The 18,206-nt window shown below is 44.8% G+C and carries 9 protein-coding genes and 1 pseudogene; 6 read left to right on the top strand and 4 right to left on the bottom strand.

The annotated features are described in order from the left end of the window. Nucleotides 1-414: 414 nt before the first annotated feature. From HMPREF1532_RS13745 to HMPREF1532_RS13735, 3 genes and pseudogenes are all read right to left on the bottom strand, one after another. The gene (locus HMPREF1532_RS13745) at nucleotides 415-1,317 is read right to left on the bottom strand and encodes a helix-turn-helix domain-containing protein (protein WP_005930623.1); all 903 of its coding nucleotides are present in this window, start codon (nucleotides 1,315-1,317) and stop codon (nucleotides 415-417) included. 7 nt (nucleotides 1,318-1,324) lie between these two features. Further along, a pseudogene (locus HMPREF1532_RS13740) lies at nucleotides 1,325-1,525 on the bottom strand (helix-turn-helix domain-containing protein); the annotation flags it as partial. Between the two features lie 318 nt (nucleotides 1,526-1,843). Beyond that, nucleotides 1,844-3,403, bottom strand: a complete 1,560-nt coding sequence (locus HMPREF1532_RS13735) for an ATP-binding protein (protein ID WP_005930618.1) — start codon at nucleotides 3,401-3,403, stop codon at nucleotides 1,844-1,846. 221 nt (nucleotides 3,404-3,624) lie between these two features. On the opposite strand from HMPREF1532_RS13735, the gene bioA reads away from it, so the two are divergent. The 6 genes from bioA to HMPREF1532_RS13705 all read left to right on the top strand — a co-directional run bounded on the left by bioA (nucleotide 3,625) and on the right by HMPREF1532_RS13705 (nucleotide 10,828). Beyond that, nucleotides 3,625-6,066, top strand: coding sequence for an adenosylmethionine--8-amino-7-oxononanoate transaminase (gene bioA / locus HMPREF1532_RS13730; protein ID WP_005930616.1), 2,442 nt, complete (start codon nucleotides 3,625-3,627; stop codon nucleotides 6,064-6,066). Nucleotides 6,067-6,196: 130 nt separating this feature from the next. Then, nucleotides 6,197-7,342: an 8-amino-7-oxononanoate synthase gene (locus tag HMPREF1532_RS13725; RefSeq protein WP_005930613.1), complete on the top strand. Its 1,146-nt coding sequence runs from the start codon at nucleotides 6,197-6,199 to the stop codon at nucleotides 7,340-7,342. A gap of 11 nt (nucleotides 7,343-7,353) precedes the next feature. Then, nucleotides 7,354-8,055, top strand: coding sequence for a DUF452 family protein (locus HMPREF1532_RS13720; RefSeq protein ID WP_005930610.1), 702 nt, complete (start codon nucleotides 7,354-7,356; stop codon nucleotides 8,053-8,055). After that, on the top strand, nucleotides 8,052-8,852 hold the full coding sequence (bioC, locus tag HMPREF1532_RS13715; RefSeq protein ID WP_005930607.1) for a malonyl-ACP O-methyltransferase BioC: 801 nt from the start codon (nucleotides 8,052-8,054) through the stop codon (nucleotides 8,850-8,852). The genes HMPREF1532_RS13720 and bioC overlap by 4 nt, the downstream gene beginning before the upstream one ends. 96 nt (nucleotides 8,853-8,948) lie before the next feature. Continuing rightward, a complete protein-coding gene (bioD, locus tag HMPREF1532_RS13710; protein ID WP_005930603.1) occupies nucleotides 8,949-9,590 on the top strand; it encodes a dethiobiotin synthase in 642 nt (213 codons plus the stop codon). A gap of 146 nt (nucleotides 9,591-9,736) precedes the next feature. After that, a complete protein-coding gene (locus tag HMPREF1532_RS13705; protein ID WP_005930600.1) occupies nucleotides 9,737-10,828 on the top strand; it encodes a T9SS type A sorting domain-containing protein in 1,092 nt (363 codons plus the stop codon). Nucleotides 10,829-10,959: 131 nt separating this feature from the next. Here HMPREF1532_RS13705 and HMPREF1532_RS13700 read toward each other — a convergent pair whose 3' ends face one another. Beyond that, entirely contained in the window at nucleotides 10,960-18,039 is a 7,080-nt protein-coding gene (locus HMPREF1532_RS13700) for a DUF4465 domain-containing protein (protein ID WP_005930597.1), read from the bottom strand. Nucleotides 18,040-18,206: the final 167 nt, after the last annotated feature.

The following is an 18,206-nucleotide window of genomic DNA, read 5'->3' as shown; positions in this document are numbered from 1 at the left end:
ATTTATTATTTCTTATAACTTAAATAAGACAACCCTTATTTCTATAGTATACAAAGGTATATCCCGAGAAGGAATGTATAACAAAAAAATACATATTAGAGGATATTCACCTATTTTCTATTAAAAATTGCCATTTACAAAAGAACAGCAAACACTTATTTGGAAATTAATCAATTACTTTTAAAAACTTAGAAGAGTACACTATAACGTCTAAAATCAATTACCATGCAGGTTTTGGCATTTCAAAACAAATAGACCACCTTCATAAGTACAATATTGTCATTTATGAAAAGCAAAATACCTTATCATAATATGATTAATCTAAAAGTAGAGTTGTACACAACGAACTCCTTCACCGGAATTGATCTTTTCAGGCTTGCGCATATCAATCCTAAAATTCTTCCATTGTTGATTTTAGCTTTGTGAATATCGGTAATCGCTTGGTGAAACACCCGTTATTTTCTTGAAGACAAAACTGAAATATTGTACATTCGGATAACCTAATTGCCGGGCAACAACGGTGGACGTTGTACCGGATTCCATCAACATTCGTTTGGCAACCTCCAGTCGTTTGAATTGGAAATACTGTTCCAAAGTCTTACCCGTTTCAAATTTTAACAGGTCCGTAAAGTAAGCAGAAGAGAGGTTGAGTCTTTCCGCAAAATAATCGGGTGCAGGAAGTTTCCCGTTTTGCAATTTTCCAGAACCTATATAATCCTCAAGTAGCTGCTCCATTTTTTTCAGAATAGCCTTATTCTTGTTTTCACGGGTGATAAACTGACGTTCATAGTAACGAGTGCAGTAATCCAGCAATAATTCAATATGCCGTGAAAGGATAGTCCTGCTATGCGTATCAATCGAATGATGCAGTTCTTCCTCTATATTCCAAAGACAACAAGTAACTTTCTCCGTTTCACGCTGCGACAGATGCAGTGCTTCTTCTTTATGATAGTAGAAAAATGTGTAATTATTAATATGGTTCCTCAATGTGGTCTGAAACAACAAGTCCGGGTGAAATACCAGCAGAAAGCCTTTACCGGGTAAGGTTTTTTCCTCGTTCATACGGAAAACTTCACCCGGTTTAAGAAATACCATTGTCGCATTGGAATAATCATAATATTTCCGGCCGCAACATGAACATTCATCCGGACAGTCTTCTATCAGCAAGATAGCGTAGAACTCGAACTTAACAGTATTCTGCTCCAGACACGGATTCTCCAGATTAATAAGGCTCACCTGAGGATGCAATGTCTTGCAGTCCAAACAACGGTTACATTCATGCACGGTATTAAAGTCCAATGTATTTTTCTTCTCCATATTCTTCTCACTGATTATTCGGTACACGGTATTCATTAGGAGTGTACCCCACCCTCTTTTTGAACAGACGACAAAAGTGCTGCGGGTATTGGAATTCCGGCGAATAGGCAATCTGGCTGACGGTATCCTCTGTACCGCCCATACGTTCCTTTGCCATTCCGATCACTTTCTCCTGAATGTGTTCCTGTGGTATCCTGCCGGGTGGCTTCATTCAAATCGATTGCACTGACCAACGGATTCAAAGTTTCAAAACCGTACAATTTGTGGTATTGGTCTACACTGCCCAAGTTGAATATCTTATCCATAATTATTGCTATTTAATCCTCAAAAGTACCTCGGTTGCATATCAATTACAAAAGTACAAGATAATCCTGTCACTCCGACAACCTTAATTACGGATTGTATAACCCCAGTTACAGATTACATATAATCTCCTTGTATCAGTATCATAAAATCTGTAATTGAGGTCTAAATAATCGGATTCAACTTCTATCTAAAAAAGAAATACAAGAAGAAAAATAACACTTTATTCCACCAGCCACCGGCTGATATTCCGGGTGGCGGCACTGAACTCTACTCCCACTTTTACAACCTCACGCCCATCAGACAGATAAGGAATCAAGTATCCCTTATCATCTATCTGCTGCAAAGCCTGTTCTGCAGTACCGTTCAGCTTGAACTCGAATACATAAATATATTTAGGAGTTTTTACGACAGCATCCGCACGGCCGCAAGCACTACGTACTTCCGCTTCGGTAAACTGCCCCATTAATTTAAATACCAAATAGAAAATGACCTGATAATAACGTTCCTTTTCTTCGTTCAGTTCATAAGAGAAATCAGCAAAAAAAGCCTTTAAACGGGTAAGAAAGGCAGGAACATCACCACTTTCTAATTCTTGAATAAACTTACCTATATAGAAACGACGCTCCCCATCCGGTATAGGAGTATAAAAGGGCAGAATAAAGTTCATAAAGCCATACTTCACCTCATCATTCGGAAATCCCAAACGATATACCTTAAAACGTTTATCATACTCTTTTATCGTCAGATAACCACTTTGATAAATCAACGGAATAGGATTTTCCGCATCAGCACGATATTCGGAAAAAGCAGCAGAAGAAGCTTCCACGCCGTCAATCAGAACCCGAAGATCGTAATCACTTTGCTTGAGCAACTCTACAAGAAAAGTAGGTGTCCCGGTCTGAAACCAATAATCATTGAATTCCTTTGCTTTCAACGCATTGAGCACACTGAACGGATTGAAGACTCCCTCACCGGCCGGATGGAAAAGGTAACCGTCATACAAACGCGTCATCTCATCCACCGTTTCTTCATAAGACAACTCGCTGACCTTACCGAGAACCTCCAGTTCCGGACGAAAAACAGCCGTCAGCTCCTCTTTCGTTATACCGCAAACAGTGGCATAGTCATACCATAAACTTATATCCTGCAACTGGTTCAAGTCACTAAATACACTGACTTGTGCAAACTTTGTTACCCCCGTCAGAAAAGCAAAACGCAAGTAACGGTCGGCACTCTTCAGTACACCGTAAAAGGCTTTTAGAGTATCCCGGAATTCAGAAAGTAACGGCTCATTCCGCATAGCTTGAAGTAACGGCTTGTCGTATTCATCGATCAAGACAACAACATTCTTGCCAGTTGATTCTGCAGCACGACGAATAACTCCCATAAAACGATTGGACAAAGTTAATTCATCGTCTCCTTTTCCATATTTAGCCTCCCACTGAGTAAGGTGATTGCTAAGAATAGCATGTAGTCCTTTCGGAGAATCATACTTTTCGGCATTCAAATCAAGATGCAGCACCGGATAAGTATTCCATTCCTTTTCCAGTTTCTCTATGGCCAAACCCTCAAAAAGTTCTTTTCTCCCTTCAAAGTAAGCTTCGAAAGTAGACAACAACAAACTTTTACCAAAACGGCGGGGACGGCTTAAAAAATAAGGTTTTCCCGTATTAGCCATCCTCCAAACTAATTCAGTCTTGTCCACATAAAGATATCCTTCTTTACGAATATCCTCAAAAGTCTGTATTCCTATAGGAAGTTTACGATTCAAATCAATCATAAGGCCGTTGTTTTAATAATGAAAATACTTAAACGCAAAGATACACTTTTCTGTTCAATATCAGGATGCAGATGAAAGAAAGAAAAAAAGAAAGCGTAGGGCCTGTTCAAATTTTCCTCAGCATTATTTAAGCAGGCTCTACATAGATTCAAAAGATTCTTTGTACATTTGCCGCGTTCAAAAAAAACATTTGCTGCATTCTGAAAAAATAAAGAAAGAGAATGAAAACCCTCCGCCATACCCATAAACCTGTTGTCCGCTTCCGCTGTTGGAGCCGGAAAGGGTATGCTGCCTTTGCCAGCCTGGGGCGCCAGGTCACTATCGGGCAACTGCATCTCAACGTGACGGAACGTTCACTCTCCAAACAGAAAGCGGCTCAAACAATCCCATTCAATTTATTTATGACTATTGAAGAAATGAAAGACCAGGTGCTGGGCGGTATCGATATAACGCCCGAGCAAGCAGCCTGGCTGGCTAATACAGCCGATAAAGAGGCGCTCTATGCAGCTGCCCATGAGATTACCGTGGCCCGTGCACAGCACGAATTCGACATGTGTTCCATCATCAATGCCAAGTCCGGACGCTGCCCGGAAAACTGTAAATGGTGTACGCAATCTTCCCACTACCAAACCCAAGCGGAGGTATACGACCTCGTCAGTAAAGATGAATGCCTCCGACAAGCACAATACAATGAAGCACAAGGCATAGCCCGATTCTCCCTCGTCACCAGCGGACGAAAACCCTCTCCGAAACAACTTACTCTGCTTTGCGACTCCGTCCGCCACATGCGACGGCATTCCTCTATCCGGTTGTGCGCTTCATTAGGCCTGCTGGAAGAAAATGAACTTCGTGCTTTGTATGACGCCGGTGTCACCCGCTATCATTGCAACCTGGAAACAGCTCCTTCCTATTTTCCCCGGCTTTGCTCTACCCATACGCAAGAGCAGAAACTCACTACCCTGCGCGCCGCACGGCAAGTAGGCATGGACATCTGTTGCGGAGGTATCATCGGCATGGGAGAAACGATGGAGCAACGCATCGAATTCGCCTTTACTCTCAAAGAACTCGAAGTACAGTCCATCCCGATCAATCTGCTCAGCCCCATTCCGGGAACTCCCCTCGAACATACGCCTTCCTTAAGCGAAGAAGAAGTCTTAACCGCTATCGCACTTTTCCGCTTTATTAATCCGACAGCCTATCTCCGCTTTGCAGGAGGGCGTTCGCAGCTCTCACCGGAAACGATGAAACGCGCGCTGCACATCGGCATCAATTCGGCGATCGTGGGAGATCTGCTGACTACCCTCGGTTCGAAGGTGTCGGAAGACAAACAAATGATCCGGGAAGCCGGATATGAACTTCCGTCTTCACCATTCGACCGTGAACACCTATGGCATCCATACACCTCGACCACTCACCCACTGCCGGTATACAAAGTGGCACGGGCGGATGGGGCAACAATTACCTTGAGCGACGGAACCGTACTCGTCGAAGGGATGTCTTCGTGGTGGTGTGCCGTGCACGGATACAACCATCCGGTGCTGAACAATGCGGCACAGGAACAGCTGGCGAAGATGTCGCATGTGATGTTTGGCGGGCTCACCCATGATCCCGCTATCGAACTGGGCAAGCTGCTGTTGCCGCTGGTTCCTCCTTCCATGCAGAAGATATTCTATGCAGACTCCGGCTCGGTGGCAGTAGAAGTGGCCTTGAAAATGGCCGGGCAATATTGGTATGCTGCCGGGAAAGCGGAAAAGAGCAATTTCGTCACCATCCGCAACGGATATCATGGAGATACATGGAATGCCATGTCCGTCTGCGATCCGGTGACCGGTATGCATTCTCTGTTCGGCTCTGCCCTGCCTATCCGCTATTTCGTACCACAACCAAAATCGCGTTTCGACGGAGAGTGGAACCCCGAAGATATCCTGCCCTTGAAAAAAGTGATAGAAGAACATGCCTGCGAACTGGCGGCACTAATCCTCGAACCCATCGTACAAGGGGCAGGCGGTATGTGGTTTTACCATCCCCAATATCTCCGGGAAGCCGAAAAGCTGTGTCGCGAGCACGGAATACTAATCATCTTCGACGAGATAGCCACCGGATTCGGCCGTACAGGGAAGCTCTTCGCATGGGAACACGCAGGAGTAGAACCGGATATCATGTGTATCGGTAAAGCGTTGACGGGAGGTTATATGACTCTATCCGCCGTGCTGACCACCAATGAAGTAGCGGACAAAATCTCCAATCATGCCCCCGGAGCTTTTATGCACGGCCCCACTTTCATGGGAAATCCGTTGGCATGTGCGGTAGCTTGCGCATCGGTAAAGCTATTATTAGAATCCGGATGGCAAAAGAAGGTACAATGCATTGAGGAGCAATTGAAACGGGAACTGGCCCCGGTACGTGCACTCTCTTCCGTAGCCGATGTACGGATATTGGGAGCCATCGGAGTGATCGAAACCCGACAACCGGTAGACATGGCCTATATGCAACAACGGTTCATAGAAGAAGGTATCTGGGTTCGGCCTTTCGGTAAGCTGGTATACCTGATGCCGCCATTCATCATCACACCGGAACAATTAACCCGACTGACAAACGGAATTGTAAAAATAATGAATAATTTGCCAATGTGTCAATGTGCCAATATGCCAATGAGAGAATGAAGAAATAAAAAATGGAAGAATGAAAGAATAAAAGAAATATAATATCCAATCTCCACCATATGGCACATCCTTTTTCATAGCGCAGCCCATTGGCACATTGGCATATTGGCACATTAAATAATTATTATATATGATCCTCATCGAACAAATGCAACAGGAATTGCAGGAACTGGAAGCAAAGAGTAACCTGCGAAAATTGCCCGGTATCCTGCACGAAGGACGGGACGTTATTGTAAACGGACAACGGATGCTGAACCTCTCATCAAACGATTATTTAGGGTTGGCAAACGATATAGAGTTGCGTAGGAATTTTTTGGAAACACTGACACCGGAAACATTCCTGCCTACTTCCTCTTCCTCACGTCTGCTGACGGGAAACTTCACAGCCTGCGAACAGTTGGAGCAACAACTCGCTACGGCTTTCGGTACGGAAGCAGCACTGGTATTCAACAGCGGATACCATGCCAATACGGGTATCCTTCCGGCTGTAAGCAATGCCCGGACACTGATTTTAGCAGATAAGCTGGTACATGCCAGCCTAATAGACGGTATACGTTTGTCGGCAGCCAAAAGCATCCGGTACCGGCACAACCAATACGACCAGTTGGAACGGTTGATAGAAATAAACCACACAGAATATGAACGGATCATCATCGTCACGGAAAGCATCTTCAGCATGGACGGAGACGAAGCGGATCTCCGCGAACTGGTTCGTCTGAAAAAAAAATATGCTAACGTATGGCTGTATGTAGACGAAGCACACGCTTTCGGAGTACGCGGGGACAAAGGACTGGGATGTGCGGAAGAACAGGAATGCATCTCTGACATCGATTTTCTGGTAGGTACATTCGGCAAGGCATTGGCATCGGCAGGCGCTTACATTGTCTGCCGGAAAGTGATACGGGAATATCTCGTCAATAAAATGCGTACTTTTATCTTTACAACTGCACTGCCGCCTGTAATCATTCAGTGGACTTCTTTCGTATTCACCCGTCTGCCCAATTTCCGGCAGAGACGTGAAAAGCTGCAATTGGTAAGCAGTAAGCTCAAAGAAGCATTGGAACACAAAGGATACGTCTGCCCCTCAAACAGCCATATCATACCTATGATCACAGGAGAAAGCAGCATAGCCGTCCGGAAAGCGGAAGAGTTACAGCGTAAAGGTTTTTATGCCTTGCCCGTCCGTCCGCCTACGGTACCGGAAGGAACATCACGTATCCGCTTTTCATTAACAGCAGAAATAAGTGAAGAAGAAATAGTAAGATTGACCACTTAACACAAGAATTGATGAAACAATATATCTATACGCCATCGCTGTATACCCACACAGAACCGTCGCATATCCATACGTCGTCTCTGCAAAAACATCCGCGCCTTTTACTTTTTTTTGCAGGCTGGGGAATGGATGAACATCCCTTTTTACAATATGCTCCCCCAGACAGTGACTTTATGATCTGCTATAACTATCGGACACTTGATTTCGACACCTCCCCTTTAACCGGTTACACTGTTATCGATGTAGTGGCATGGTCGATGGGAGTTTGGGCCGCTTCACAAGTTCTGTCAAAGGTTTCACTACCCATTCGCAGACGCATTGCCATTAACGGCACCCCTTTTCCTATTGACGAGAAGCGGGGCATCCCGCCCGCTATCTTCATGGGAACGTTGGAGGGGCTGAACGAAGCATCCCTCCGAAAATTCCAACGCAGGATGTGTGCGGACGGAAACGTTTTTGCCCGCTTTCAGCTTACAGCCCCCGAACGAAGCATAGAAGAACTGAAAGAAGAACTTACTGCCGTCGCAGAACAATACCGAATGCTCCCTACCGGGACATTTGCATGGGAACAGGCTATTATCGGTGAGAGTGATCGTATTTTTCCTCCCACTAACCAGCGCGCAGCCTGGAAAGGAATTTCCATGTCTAATATAGACGGAAACGAAGCCCACTATGACGAATCCCTCTTTATCAAGTATCTGAAAGAAATATGAATAAAGCCCTGATAGCCGAACGCTTCTCAAAAGCCATCGGCACTTATGCCCAGAAAGCAGACATACAACAACAAATAGCGGAAAAGATGACCTGCCTGTTACAGCAACATCTCCCGGCAACTCCTTTCAATAAGGTAGTGGAATTCGGCTGCGGCACCGGAAACTATTCCCGCCTGCTTTATCACACCTTACAACCGAAACAGTTTTTCCTGAACGACCTCTGCAACGGAATGCAGGCCTGCTGCCACGATCTGCTCGATCAAGGTGCCATATTCCTCACCGGAGATGCCGAAACACTCGACTTCCCCGAAGATACGGAACTGCTGACCTCCTGTTCTACCCTACAATGGTTCGAAAGTCCGGAAAATTTCTTCCACCGTTGCCACCACCGCCTAAGCAGGAATGGCTACCTCGCAATCACCACTTTCGGGCAGGAAAACATGAAAGAAATACGCAGCGTGACCGGACAAGGACTTCCTTACCGCTCGCTTTCGGAACTCGAAGCAGCACTCACCCCTCACTACGACCTCATTCATTCGGAAGAGGAGAGACTGCATCGTTCTTTTCCCTCCCCCCTGCAAGTGCTTTACCATCTGAAAGAGACAGGAGTGACGGGAACCGGAAAACAGCACTGGACCCGGCGCGAACTAAACCGTTTTTGTGAAGAGTACATCCGCTTGTTTGGCGACAACCAATCCGTACCTCTCACTTATCACCCGATTTATATCATTGCAAAAAAGAGAAGCCTCTCCCCCGGCCCCTCCCCGAAGGGAGGGGAGGAGGAGAATGTATTGTAAACCATTAAGCTAATAACAACTATTAATTTATAAAACAATACTCTCCCCCTCTCCCCTCCCTTCGGGGAGGGACCGGGGGAGAGGCCCACAGAAACAATGAAACAGAATGTATTTTTTGTCTCCGGTATCGATACAGATGCCGGAAAAAGCTACGCCACCGGATTCCTGGCTCGTGAACTCAACCAAAAAGGCAACCGGACGATCACACAAAAATTTATCCAAACGGGGAATGTCGGCCATTCCGAAGACATCGACCTGCACCGCCGCATCATGGGCATCCCCCCTACCGAAGAGGACCGCGCAGGACTTACCATGCCCGAAATCTTCTCTTACCCCGCTTCCCCGCATCTCGCTTCCCGGCTGGACGGACGCGCCATCGACTTCAATAAAATGGAACAGGCCACAGCCGAGCTCAGTCGCCGATATGACACCGTTCTGCTGGAAGGTGCCGGCGGACTTATGGTACCATTGACCGAAGACCTGCTCACAATCGACTATATAGCACAAAAAAAATACCCGCTTATCTTTGTCACATCCGGCAAATTAGGAAGCATCAATCATACACTGCTCAGCTTCGAAGCCATACGCCACCGGGGAATCCGTCTCGACACCGTGATGTACAATCTTTACCCCACCGTAGCAGATAAAACGATACAGGAGGACACCTTGATATTTATCCGGAAACAGATGGAAAAATATTTCCCGGATGCACAATTCATACTTGTACCGGAAATATAGAATTAATTGCTTATCTTTACAACCTGTATCCCCGGCTGTCTGCAATGACAGCCGAATCTGTAATGATAACCGGATCTGCAATAATAACTGGACAGAGATAACAGCCGGATTATAAAAAGCAATATCGGCATAAAAGCAATATCAGTATGAGAAAAATAATACTTTCGGTAAGCATTCTGCTCTCTTTCACCTCTTTATTGAAAGCGCAAGAATCCTCTGCCACCAAAGTTTTCGAATACCGGCCGGCACCCGGACAGTTCATCAACCTCTTGCCCGCCTACGCAAACGGAGATAATGAACAAACGATCTGCAACAAATGTCTGGAGGCTTTCAAAACAACCCAACTGGTCAGTTTGGGAGGCTTCGGGGGATACATCGTTGTGGGATTCGACCACAGCATCATCAATGTGCCCGGTGAGTATGACTTCAAAATAGATGCCAATGCCATGGACGGCCCCTACGGCATTTCATCGGAACCCGGCATTGTATTGGTATCCGTAGACTCCAACCGTAACGGACTTCCGGACGATGAATGGTACGAGTTGAAAGGCTCGGAATACAATAACCCGCAAAGTATCAAGAATTACACGGTGACTTACACCAAGCCCGACCGAAACGATGAAGACATCAAGTGGATCGATAATAAAGGGGAAAGCGGAGTCATCCAATATATGGGTTCACAAGGACATAAGCAAGACCACTACCCTCTATGGATTAGCGAGCGGACACTGACCTTTACAGGAACACGGCTACCGGATAATGCGGTAAAAATCAGTAGCAATCCGGAAAAGTGGAAACAAGTAGCTTATGCATACGGCTATGCCGATAACAAACCGAATAATACCGATGGTGCCAAATTCAAAATCGACTGGGCAGTGAACGAAAAAGGAGAAACTGTTTCCCTCGATAAAATAGACTTTATCAAAATATATACTGCCGTAAACCAGCAATGCGGATGGCTCGGCGAATTATCTACTGAAATCCTGTCGATAGACGACCTGCATCCGACAGCCACTTCTATCCATTCTTACGATCTGAACTCCGAAATCGACTACCGGGACGGAAATCTGACAGTTACAAGCAAACGTGAATGTACCTTAGAAATTTATAACCTGCAAGGAATATTACTAAAATCAGAACGAATCGGTCAAGGAAAATCCACCCTACCTCTTCTGTTACCTAAAGGCATTTATCTGATCAGAACGGAAGAAACAAGCAGAAAACTTACTATAAACTAATTCAAAGGAAAATTAATTAAAGGGAGATGGGAGATTTGAGATGGGAGAAGTACTATGCAGCATGATAGCGCAGCCTACTTCTCCACTCTCCATTCTCCCATCTCCCTTTTTTTCCTTCTCCCTTGAATTAATTATTTCACTGTAAACCGTTTCACAACTGTCTGTTCTGCGTTATACAGCTTCAAGAGATACATACCCTTTTCCAGACCGCCGACTACGATGGTGGCATCACCGGAATTGTTTTCCTGTATCAGTACTTTCGCACCACTTACAGCAATCACTTCGATGGTGTAATTTTCCAACTCAGTCACGATATTCAGCTTGTCGATAGCCGGAACCGGATAGATAGAAGTAGAAACACGAACGCGGTTACTTTCCATACCGATCGCTTTATTGACAGTAAGCGGAATCTGTACAAACTGTATCTTTCCTTTCTGAACGGCACTAACCAGCAACGACAGGGATGAACCGGCTTCCTTACCGGTAACCAACAGTTTTCCATCTTCCAATGTGATGGTTGCTACTTCATCATCAAACGGTTCTTCGATCTGATAGTCAATAGAAGCATCGGCATCATCAAAGGTAAAGAACTGAGCCAGATTGATAACCGTCTCCTCAAAACCGACATCCTGTTTAGCTCCTTGCTTCACTTCGCGATAACCGTTAAAGTCGTCCATACAGAAATAGGTCGGTGTAGTGAGTCCGTATGAATTCTGCTTCGTACCCTCCATCCGGAACGAAACTGCTTTCACCTTACCCAACGGACGAAGATCTACCCACTGCCAAGTATCCAGACAGTAATGATCTGCTTCTTTCTTCGAAGTATAATCAGCTAAATAATAATCCAGTGAAGTAGTCGTATTATCTACCGCCTTTCCTGTAATGATCAATTTCAGATAATCACCGGTTACGAAACCTCCGGCAACATCCGATTGTCCGTCCCCCTTCAGAACAGACTCTTTCACCCATGCCGTATTGGATACATAGAATCCACGAATGGAGTCTCCTTCGGCCTTATTATTCGTCACATCGATTGCATGAGGAATACCTGTATAGACATAAGAAACCGCGTAATTATCAGAATTGTGTCCACTTCCTACCGCCGAACGATATTGGTCGCTCAAACCGGAATATTCCACAGATGTCTGATTGGAACATGCAAAACCCGACCAATAGGTAGATGTATGCCTATTGTTACTGAAAGCGTACGAACCGCTATAAAGTGTAGAGAAAGTTCCGTTACCGGCAAAATCATCTTCCCCTTCACCGTTCCAATAACTTTCTTCTTTCAGATAAACATCTTCGAAAGTAGCCGTATACGCATTACCTTCTACGGTAATCACTACCTCATCCGTATCCGTAGCTCCCCATGCATCGGTTACCGTCAACGTACATGCAGTTGTATTTTTAGCATCGAATGCATAAGAGACCTCCGTAGAAACCACTTCCTGCATAGCATTTTTCCACACATAGGTATAAGGTGCCACACCGGTAGAAACCGTAGCAGTCAGCGTCACGCGGTCTTTTTCCTGAACCGTCCGGTTGGCTATATAAACCAACAGGTCAAGAGGTTCGCCACTAAAGTTATCCAGATAAGCATCTCCCGTAGAAGTCATTTCGATCTTCGTTATCAGACCTTTGTCCTTCAAATTGCTGAATACCCATTTACCATCCGTTGCTCCTAAAGTGAAGGTATGTTTCTGATCTGCTTCATCATAAACATCCATTGTCACCGGTTCACCGGCTTTCAGGAAGAATCCGGTCAAAGGAATTCCCTTATCGGAATTGGTGAAAGTAATGGTTCCTTTGGTTCCTATCTTAGCTACCTTCTTACCAACGACTACCGTATCGTCCGCATCTTCTACCGTAAATCCGGAGAACTTGGCAGTTCCGTCTTCAAAGTCGCCCTCAACGGCAGTAACCTTCTCGAAAGTAGAAACTGCGGTCGGTGTATAGGTAGTGGTGAACACGTCACTGGCAATTACTTCGGAACTGACCTCTTTCAGATTCTGCAGAACCACATAAAGTATGTATTCCGTCTGATTCGCCAAACCTCTCAGAACAACAGAAGACTCTTTTCCCTTTCTCAGTTGCAGCACTTGCTCGGAAGCCAAAACTTCTTCCTGCGTCGGGGCAACCGCTGTTTTTTCTTTCACTAACAGGAATGCTTTTCCGCTCAGATCGACCTTCAATACGGCAGTAGCTTCCTCGTGCGTAATGTTACTGAAAGAAGGATAGCTCTCTACCAGAACCGGAGTATTATCAGAAACATCACCGTATTCATAGGCACCGATGGTAGGAGTCTGCTCATCGCGGACAGTACCGTTCAAGTCCGTCGTTACAAATGCCAACGGCTTCGCATTCTTCAAATTACCGGCTTGTGCAGGTTCGAGTACTGTTTCCGAAAGGAAAGACGTTTGTTCGTTGTAGCTGTCCTTTTCTCCGGAAAGTACTTTCCAGGCCTCAAAATCATTGACGGCAGTACCGGCATAGGCAAATGCAGTACCGGAAGTATAGGTCATATTGTTGGAGAAAACGATTCCGGTGAAATAATCCTTACTGTAAATCCGGTAAACATGCCCGGTCGCTTCGTTTTGCAGAATATTATTCCGAACCGCACCATTGCTTATGCTGCTATTGATAAACAGAGCTGCAGAAGAATTGTACACACCGGTCAGCCTCACCGTATTATAAACGATATTCAAGTTAGTAGACACTTCTTTACTACCGACTTTTATACCATAGAAAGAACTGTAAGCTCCCGCATTTGCATTGCAAACGATGTTTATTTCATTATTATGAATGCTTCCCGGAGCTTCCTGACCGGCTTTTATATACTCGGTATATATACCGGTGGCGTCTTTGGAAGTAGCAAGATTTATGATATTATCCGCAATGACACACTGTTCAAATCCCCTTCTCATATCGAGTGCAGTGTAAGACGCAGTAGCCCGGTCGTTATAAAATTCATTACCGATAACAGAATAAGCTTTCATTCCTTGCAGATAAATCGCTTTAGCACCCTGATTACGGAAAGTATTGTTCCGGACACAAGCTCCTGCCTCATAAGACGGAGTATTGACCCAACTGGCCCCTAAAGACATTCCTTTGTTAGCTCCTTCCAAAAGACAATTCTCAACAACCAGATGATCGTTTGTATCGGCAGCTATATTACGGCTATACGTTTCGATCAAAGACATGTCTGCCGACATTTCCGTATACAGATAACAATTCCTGACCGTCACATAACAACTGGCATCTTTCAAACGAACGATGGCCGGATAAGAGACATCCGAAGAAGTCACCGTCACCCCGTCCAATGTAAAATAATCCGCGCCTGCAACAGTGACTACACCATAGCCGGCATGTACTTTTTCATTCGAATCGACATCCGGAGCAATGTATCTGCCACCGACAATCTTCACATCACGGTAACTACCGCTTTTCGACTTAATGGTAATGGTGTTGACAGCAGATGTTCCCTTTATCTCCGCAATATTTACCACTTCATTGTAAGTTCCGTTCTCCAGTTCAAATACCACAGGACCGTCGATACCATCTTTCATGGCATTTACGGCATCCCCGATAGATGCATAATCGGCCTTGTCCGAAACACCGACCGTATAAGTACCTTTGAAACCTTCCACAATATACCCTTCGGCAGAGAACGGCTCTTCTATCTGAGTTTCGGTGCCCTGTGCCGTTACACTCACAGGTGTTGCCTTAATCGTATTTCCTGTCAAGGCATCTCCGGATATATCATAAACCAACCAGAATTTATAGATACCGGGTAAAGTAGCCGTGTAGTTTCCGTCAAACTGATAAGGCAGTTCTTTCAGTGTTTCACCATATTGATTCGTGTTCATAAATACGCTCACGGTATCCGTGCAATAAACTCTTGCCGAAGCAATATCCGTAGAGAATGAAGTGCCTTCATTGCTGAACTTCAAGGCATCGAGCGTGAATTCTCCTTTATCGCCTTTGATTTCCACATCTACACGAAGCATCACTGCATTAGCTCCTCTGAGGAAAGAACGTTCATTTACCGGAACAACTTTCAGTCCACCCAACGACAGAGGTTGTATCTCGTATTCGCTTACCTCTATTTCAAATCCATCGAGTCCGGTACTGGAACCGTAACTGGCTGTCTGGAAATACAGAGTTATCTTGCCATCTTCGGAGAATGAAACGACCTCCTGAGGATACTTGGTAGACTCGATCAGTAAATCTTCTTTATCCCCTTTTTCTCCTCCGTAATACACATACATCTTATCACTGCCACCGATATTCCATTTTTTCAATGTCAGTTTAAGCGTTTTTCCGGCATGTTCGGGTTCAAAAGTCACCGTTCCTTTAAAGCCGCGAGTGATACCACCCTCTACTCCGCCTTCGTCGTAGAACATCAGAGATTGAGAACCAACCTTGATTGTTCCGTTCTCTCCGGATTTCATGACATAGATACTCTTTGTCACACGTTCCCCCGCAGGGTCACCGGATACCGGCTCTTTTACATCACCACTTACTTTCACAGATGTCAAAGCAGCATCGATGGATTGCTCGGCAGCAACATTCTCCTTCATATCATAAGCAATCCAATAATAAGAAGCTCCTTCAAGAAGTTCCAACGGATTGGTCAATGTCAGTTTCAAGGCAGCAGATGAAGCATCCGGAAGAGCTTCCGCTATGGGTGAAGCAAGGTTCAATACGCTATCCTTGCCCGATGTATATACGTACACCTTGCTTACTTTATCTTGGGCGCCTTTCATATTCAAGGTGATTTCTTCCAGTGAAAGAGGAGCCTTATCTCCGGCTGTCAGTATCTTAAAGCCGATAACCTCTTGATTGGCCGCTGCCGGAGAGGTAGGAATAACCTGGGTGCTTGCCTGAAAAGCATTCACCGAACTAAATTCCATCGGTACGGAAAGATATTCACGCACCTCGGCTTGCCAGCCTTTTGCCGTATAAGAAGCAGAAGTGGTCTTCGCATCAAATACAACGGTCAATGCTCCGTCTGCCGATTCCGAACGAAGAATACGTTCGGGACCTTTATCCTTGTCATCTGCCGTAGTCAATGACCAAAGCAGCTTACCCCCGGTTCCTTTTCCGCTATAAACTTCAAATTTAGCTCTTGGATAATAAGAAGAAGCAGTAGGATAATAATACAGATGAAAATCGCTGAATTCCAACTCCGCAATCATTCCTTTCGTCCCGGGAATAAAAGTCACGATCTGATCGCCCTCAACAGGATTATATCCATCATAGTATGAAGACGGATTCTTGGTACTGGCAAAGTCCCACGTTCCGAAAATGGTCTTTTCAAATGTACCGACCACTGAAAGATATTCATTCTTCACCGTTCGGAAACCTTCCGGATTACCGTTCGCTACTGCATGAGACTGTCCGGAAAGAGTGATCCCGGTACAGCCGCCATCAATCACTTCACCGCTCTGTGTATCTGCTTTCAAATCGTATGCCAACCAAAAATAATTATCCCCTTCGACCAAGCTCTGCGAACAACTGCTCAATTCGAAAGCCGCATTCCCTGTTAAATCAACCTCACCCACTTTCACTGTATTGGCAAAGACATTGCTTTTTCCGGTATAATAAACCGTAGCTTTTGACAAATGAGATAAAACCGTAGTTCCTTCGGCAGTAAACTTAAATGCTTGCGCAACAAGAGGAATAGTATTTTCCGTCTTAATATTGACAGAAAGAATCGGTTGCGAAACATCACCGGCCACGACAGTACCTTCGGTATATTGAGCAGGAACAATTTCTTTCACCTCCATTTGCACGGGAGTATACTCGGACACAACGGCTTCAAAACCATCTTTTAAGTTATAATCAGTTATCTGTATGGTTTTTAAATAGACAGTCAGTGACCCGTCTTCCGCCATTGACTTCACAACCGCCGGTACTCCATTGCGCATGATTGTATTTAAATCAGCTTCACTGACAGTTTTTCCATCGTAAATCTTCATCACATCATCATTGGTAGAAGTGCTATATATATTTTCATATAAGCTTACTTTGGAAAAGTCTATCTGAATTTTATTTCCCGGAGTAGTCGGAACAAATGTTACTGTCCCTTCAAACTTTGAAGAGATTTTCCCATCCTTTCCACCATCATCATAAAAAAAGAGATTATCGCTCCCCACCTGATAAGTGGCGGGAGTAGCAGACATCAGAACCGTATGCGGAATGGTCAAAGTAACGGGGGCAGCCGCTATAAAGCCCTCTACTCCGGTGGTATGGGCAGTCGTTGTTACCTTCGAAACAACAGTTTGCACCTTTGCTCCGAACGCTGCATCCGCCTTGACATCACCTGCAATGGAAAACCAGTTCCGACCGGAAGACAGCGCTTTAGCTAATGTCAAGGTATAAGTACCGTCATTCTCGGTAAAAGTTGTTTCCAAAGGTGTCTCTCCGTCAAAATTCAGTTCAGCACCGGCATACAGTTTCAACTGTCCGGGTTCTACAACTTCATTTATAGGAAGCGTAAACGAAACACTCGTCAGATTCTCCGGTTTCATGATTCCTTCGGTATCTACATAAAAGCTGACTAAATTTACCGCTTTTTTAGCTACAGGCTCGGTTTCCACTTGCTCGTAAGAAGAACCGGCACCTATAACCGTCATATCTTCCACCTTTACACAACTCACTTTAGCTACCCAACCGGAGCAATTGGTTGCATTCACGAAATGAAACCCGACAGAGAGTGCTCCACTGGGATCGGTAGAAAAATAAGTTTTATTGGTATAAGTCCCGCTAAGCGTTTCCAACAGTTCACCTTCCGGCAATTTAGATGTATTTGAAACTCCATAGGTCGTTGTAGGAAATTTATAGTCCGCACCCGGTTCCAAAATTCCGTTATAAATATTCAAGTAAGCCGGATTAGTGGTCCATGAAGTCTCATACTTTAATACCTCTACCGACTCAAAAGTTATTTGAATTACTTTCCCTTCTTCCGCCGGTTTAAAAACAACGGCCGACAAAGAATTGTAGCTACTGCTACCCTTTATCATATCTTCTCCCCAATGATCATAAAACGTAATCTCATCGGAAACGATCACCGCCCCGTCTTCGGGCATTCCGAATTGGGGCATAAGCACAACATTCGGGTTATCAGAACCTTGTCCCCATGAATACATGGGGATGGCACTGAGCACCAATCCGAGTGTCATCAAAAATAAATGCGTAATTCTTTTCATAAGCATTTTAATTAAACAATTATTTGAACTAAAACTAAATATTCAAACTCTTGAATAACTTTTGCCAAACGAAAAAAACAGAGATTGCCCTAAGAAATGCAGGCATTGAAATAGGTCCTAAAACGTCTCTTTTAGTCTATTACTCTCCGCTTTAACTCCCGAAAGCA

Origin of the sequence: Bacteroides salyersiae WAL 10018 = DSM 18765 = JCM 12988 (genome assembly GCF_000381365.1) — a bacterium.
Taxonomy (GTDB): domain Bacteria; phylum Bacteroidota; class Bacteroidia; order Bacteroidales; family Bacteroidaceae; genus Bacteroides; species Bacteroides salyersiae.
This window is presented reverse-complemented; position numbering and strand designations above follow the sequence as displayed.

Excerpts from the sequence above, each read along its gene's own strand:
- HMPREF1532_RS13725 (WP_005930613.1), top strand. The coding sequence starts at position 6,197 with ATGATCCTCATCGAACAAATGCAACAGGAATTGCAGGAACTGGAAGCA.
- bioA (WP_005930616.1), top strand. The coding sequence starts at position 3,625 with ATGAAAACCCTCCGCCATACCCATAAACCTGTTGTCCGCTTCCGCTGT.
- HMPREF1532_RS13745 (WP_005930623.1), bottom strand. The coding sequence starts at position 1,317 with ATGGAGAAGAAAAATACATTGGACTTTAATACCGTGCATGAATGTAAC.
- HMPREF1532_RS13720 (WP_005930610.1), top strand. The coding sequence starts at position 7,354 with ATGAAACAATATATCTATACGCCATCGCTGTATACCCACACAGAACCG.
- HMPREF1532_RS13700 (WP_005930597.1), bottom strand. The coding sequence starts at position 18,039 with ATGAAAAGAATTACGCATTTATTTTTGATGACACTCGGATTGGTGCTC.
- HMPREF1532_RS13735 (WP_005930618.1), bottom strand. The coding sequence starts at position 3,403 with ATGATTGATTTGAATCGTAAACTTCCTATAGGAATACAGACTTTTGAG.
- bioD (WP_005930603.1), top strand. The coding sequence starts at position 8,949 with ATGAAACAGAATGTATTTTTTGTCTCCGGTATCGATACAGATGCCGGA.
- bioC (WP_005930607.1), top strand. The coding sequence starts at position 8,052 with ATGAATAAAGCCCTGATAGCCGAACGCTTCTCAAAAGCCATCGGCACT.
- HMPREF1532_RS13705 (WP_005930600.1), top strand. The coding sequence starts at position 9,737 with ATGAGAAAAATAATACTTTCGGTAAGCATTCTGCTCTCTTTCACCTCT.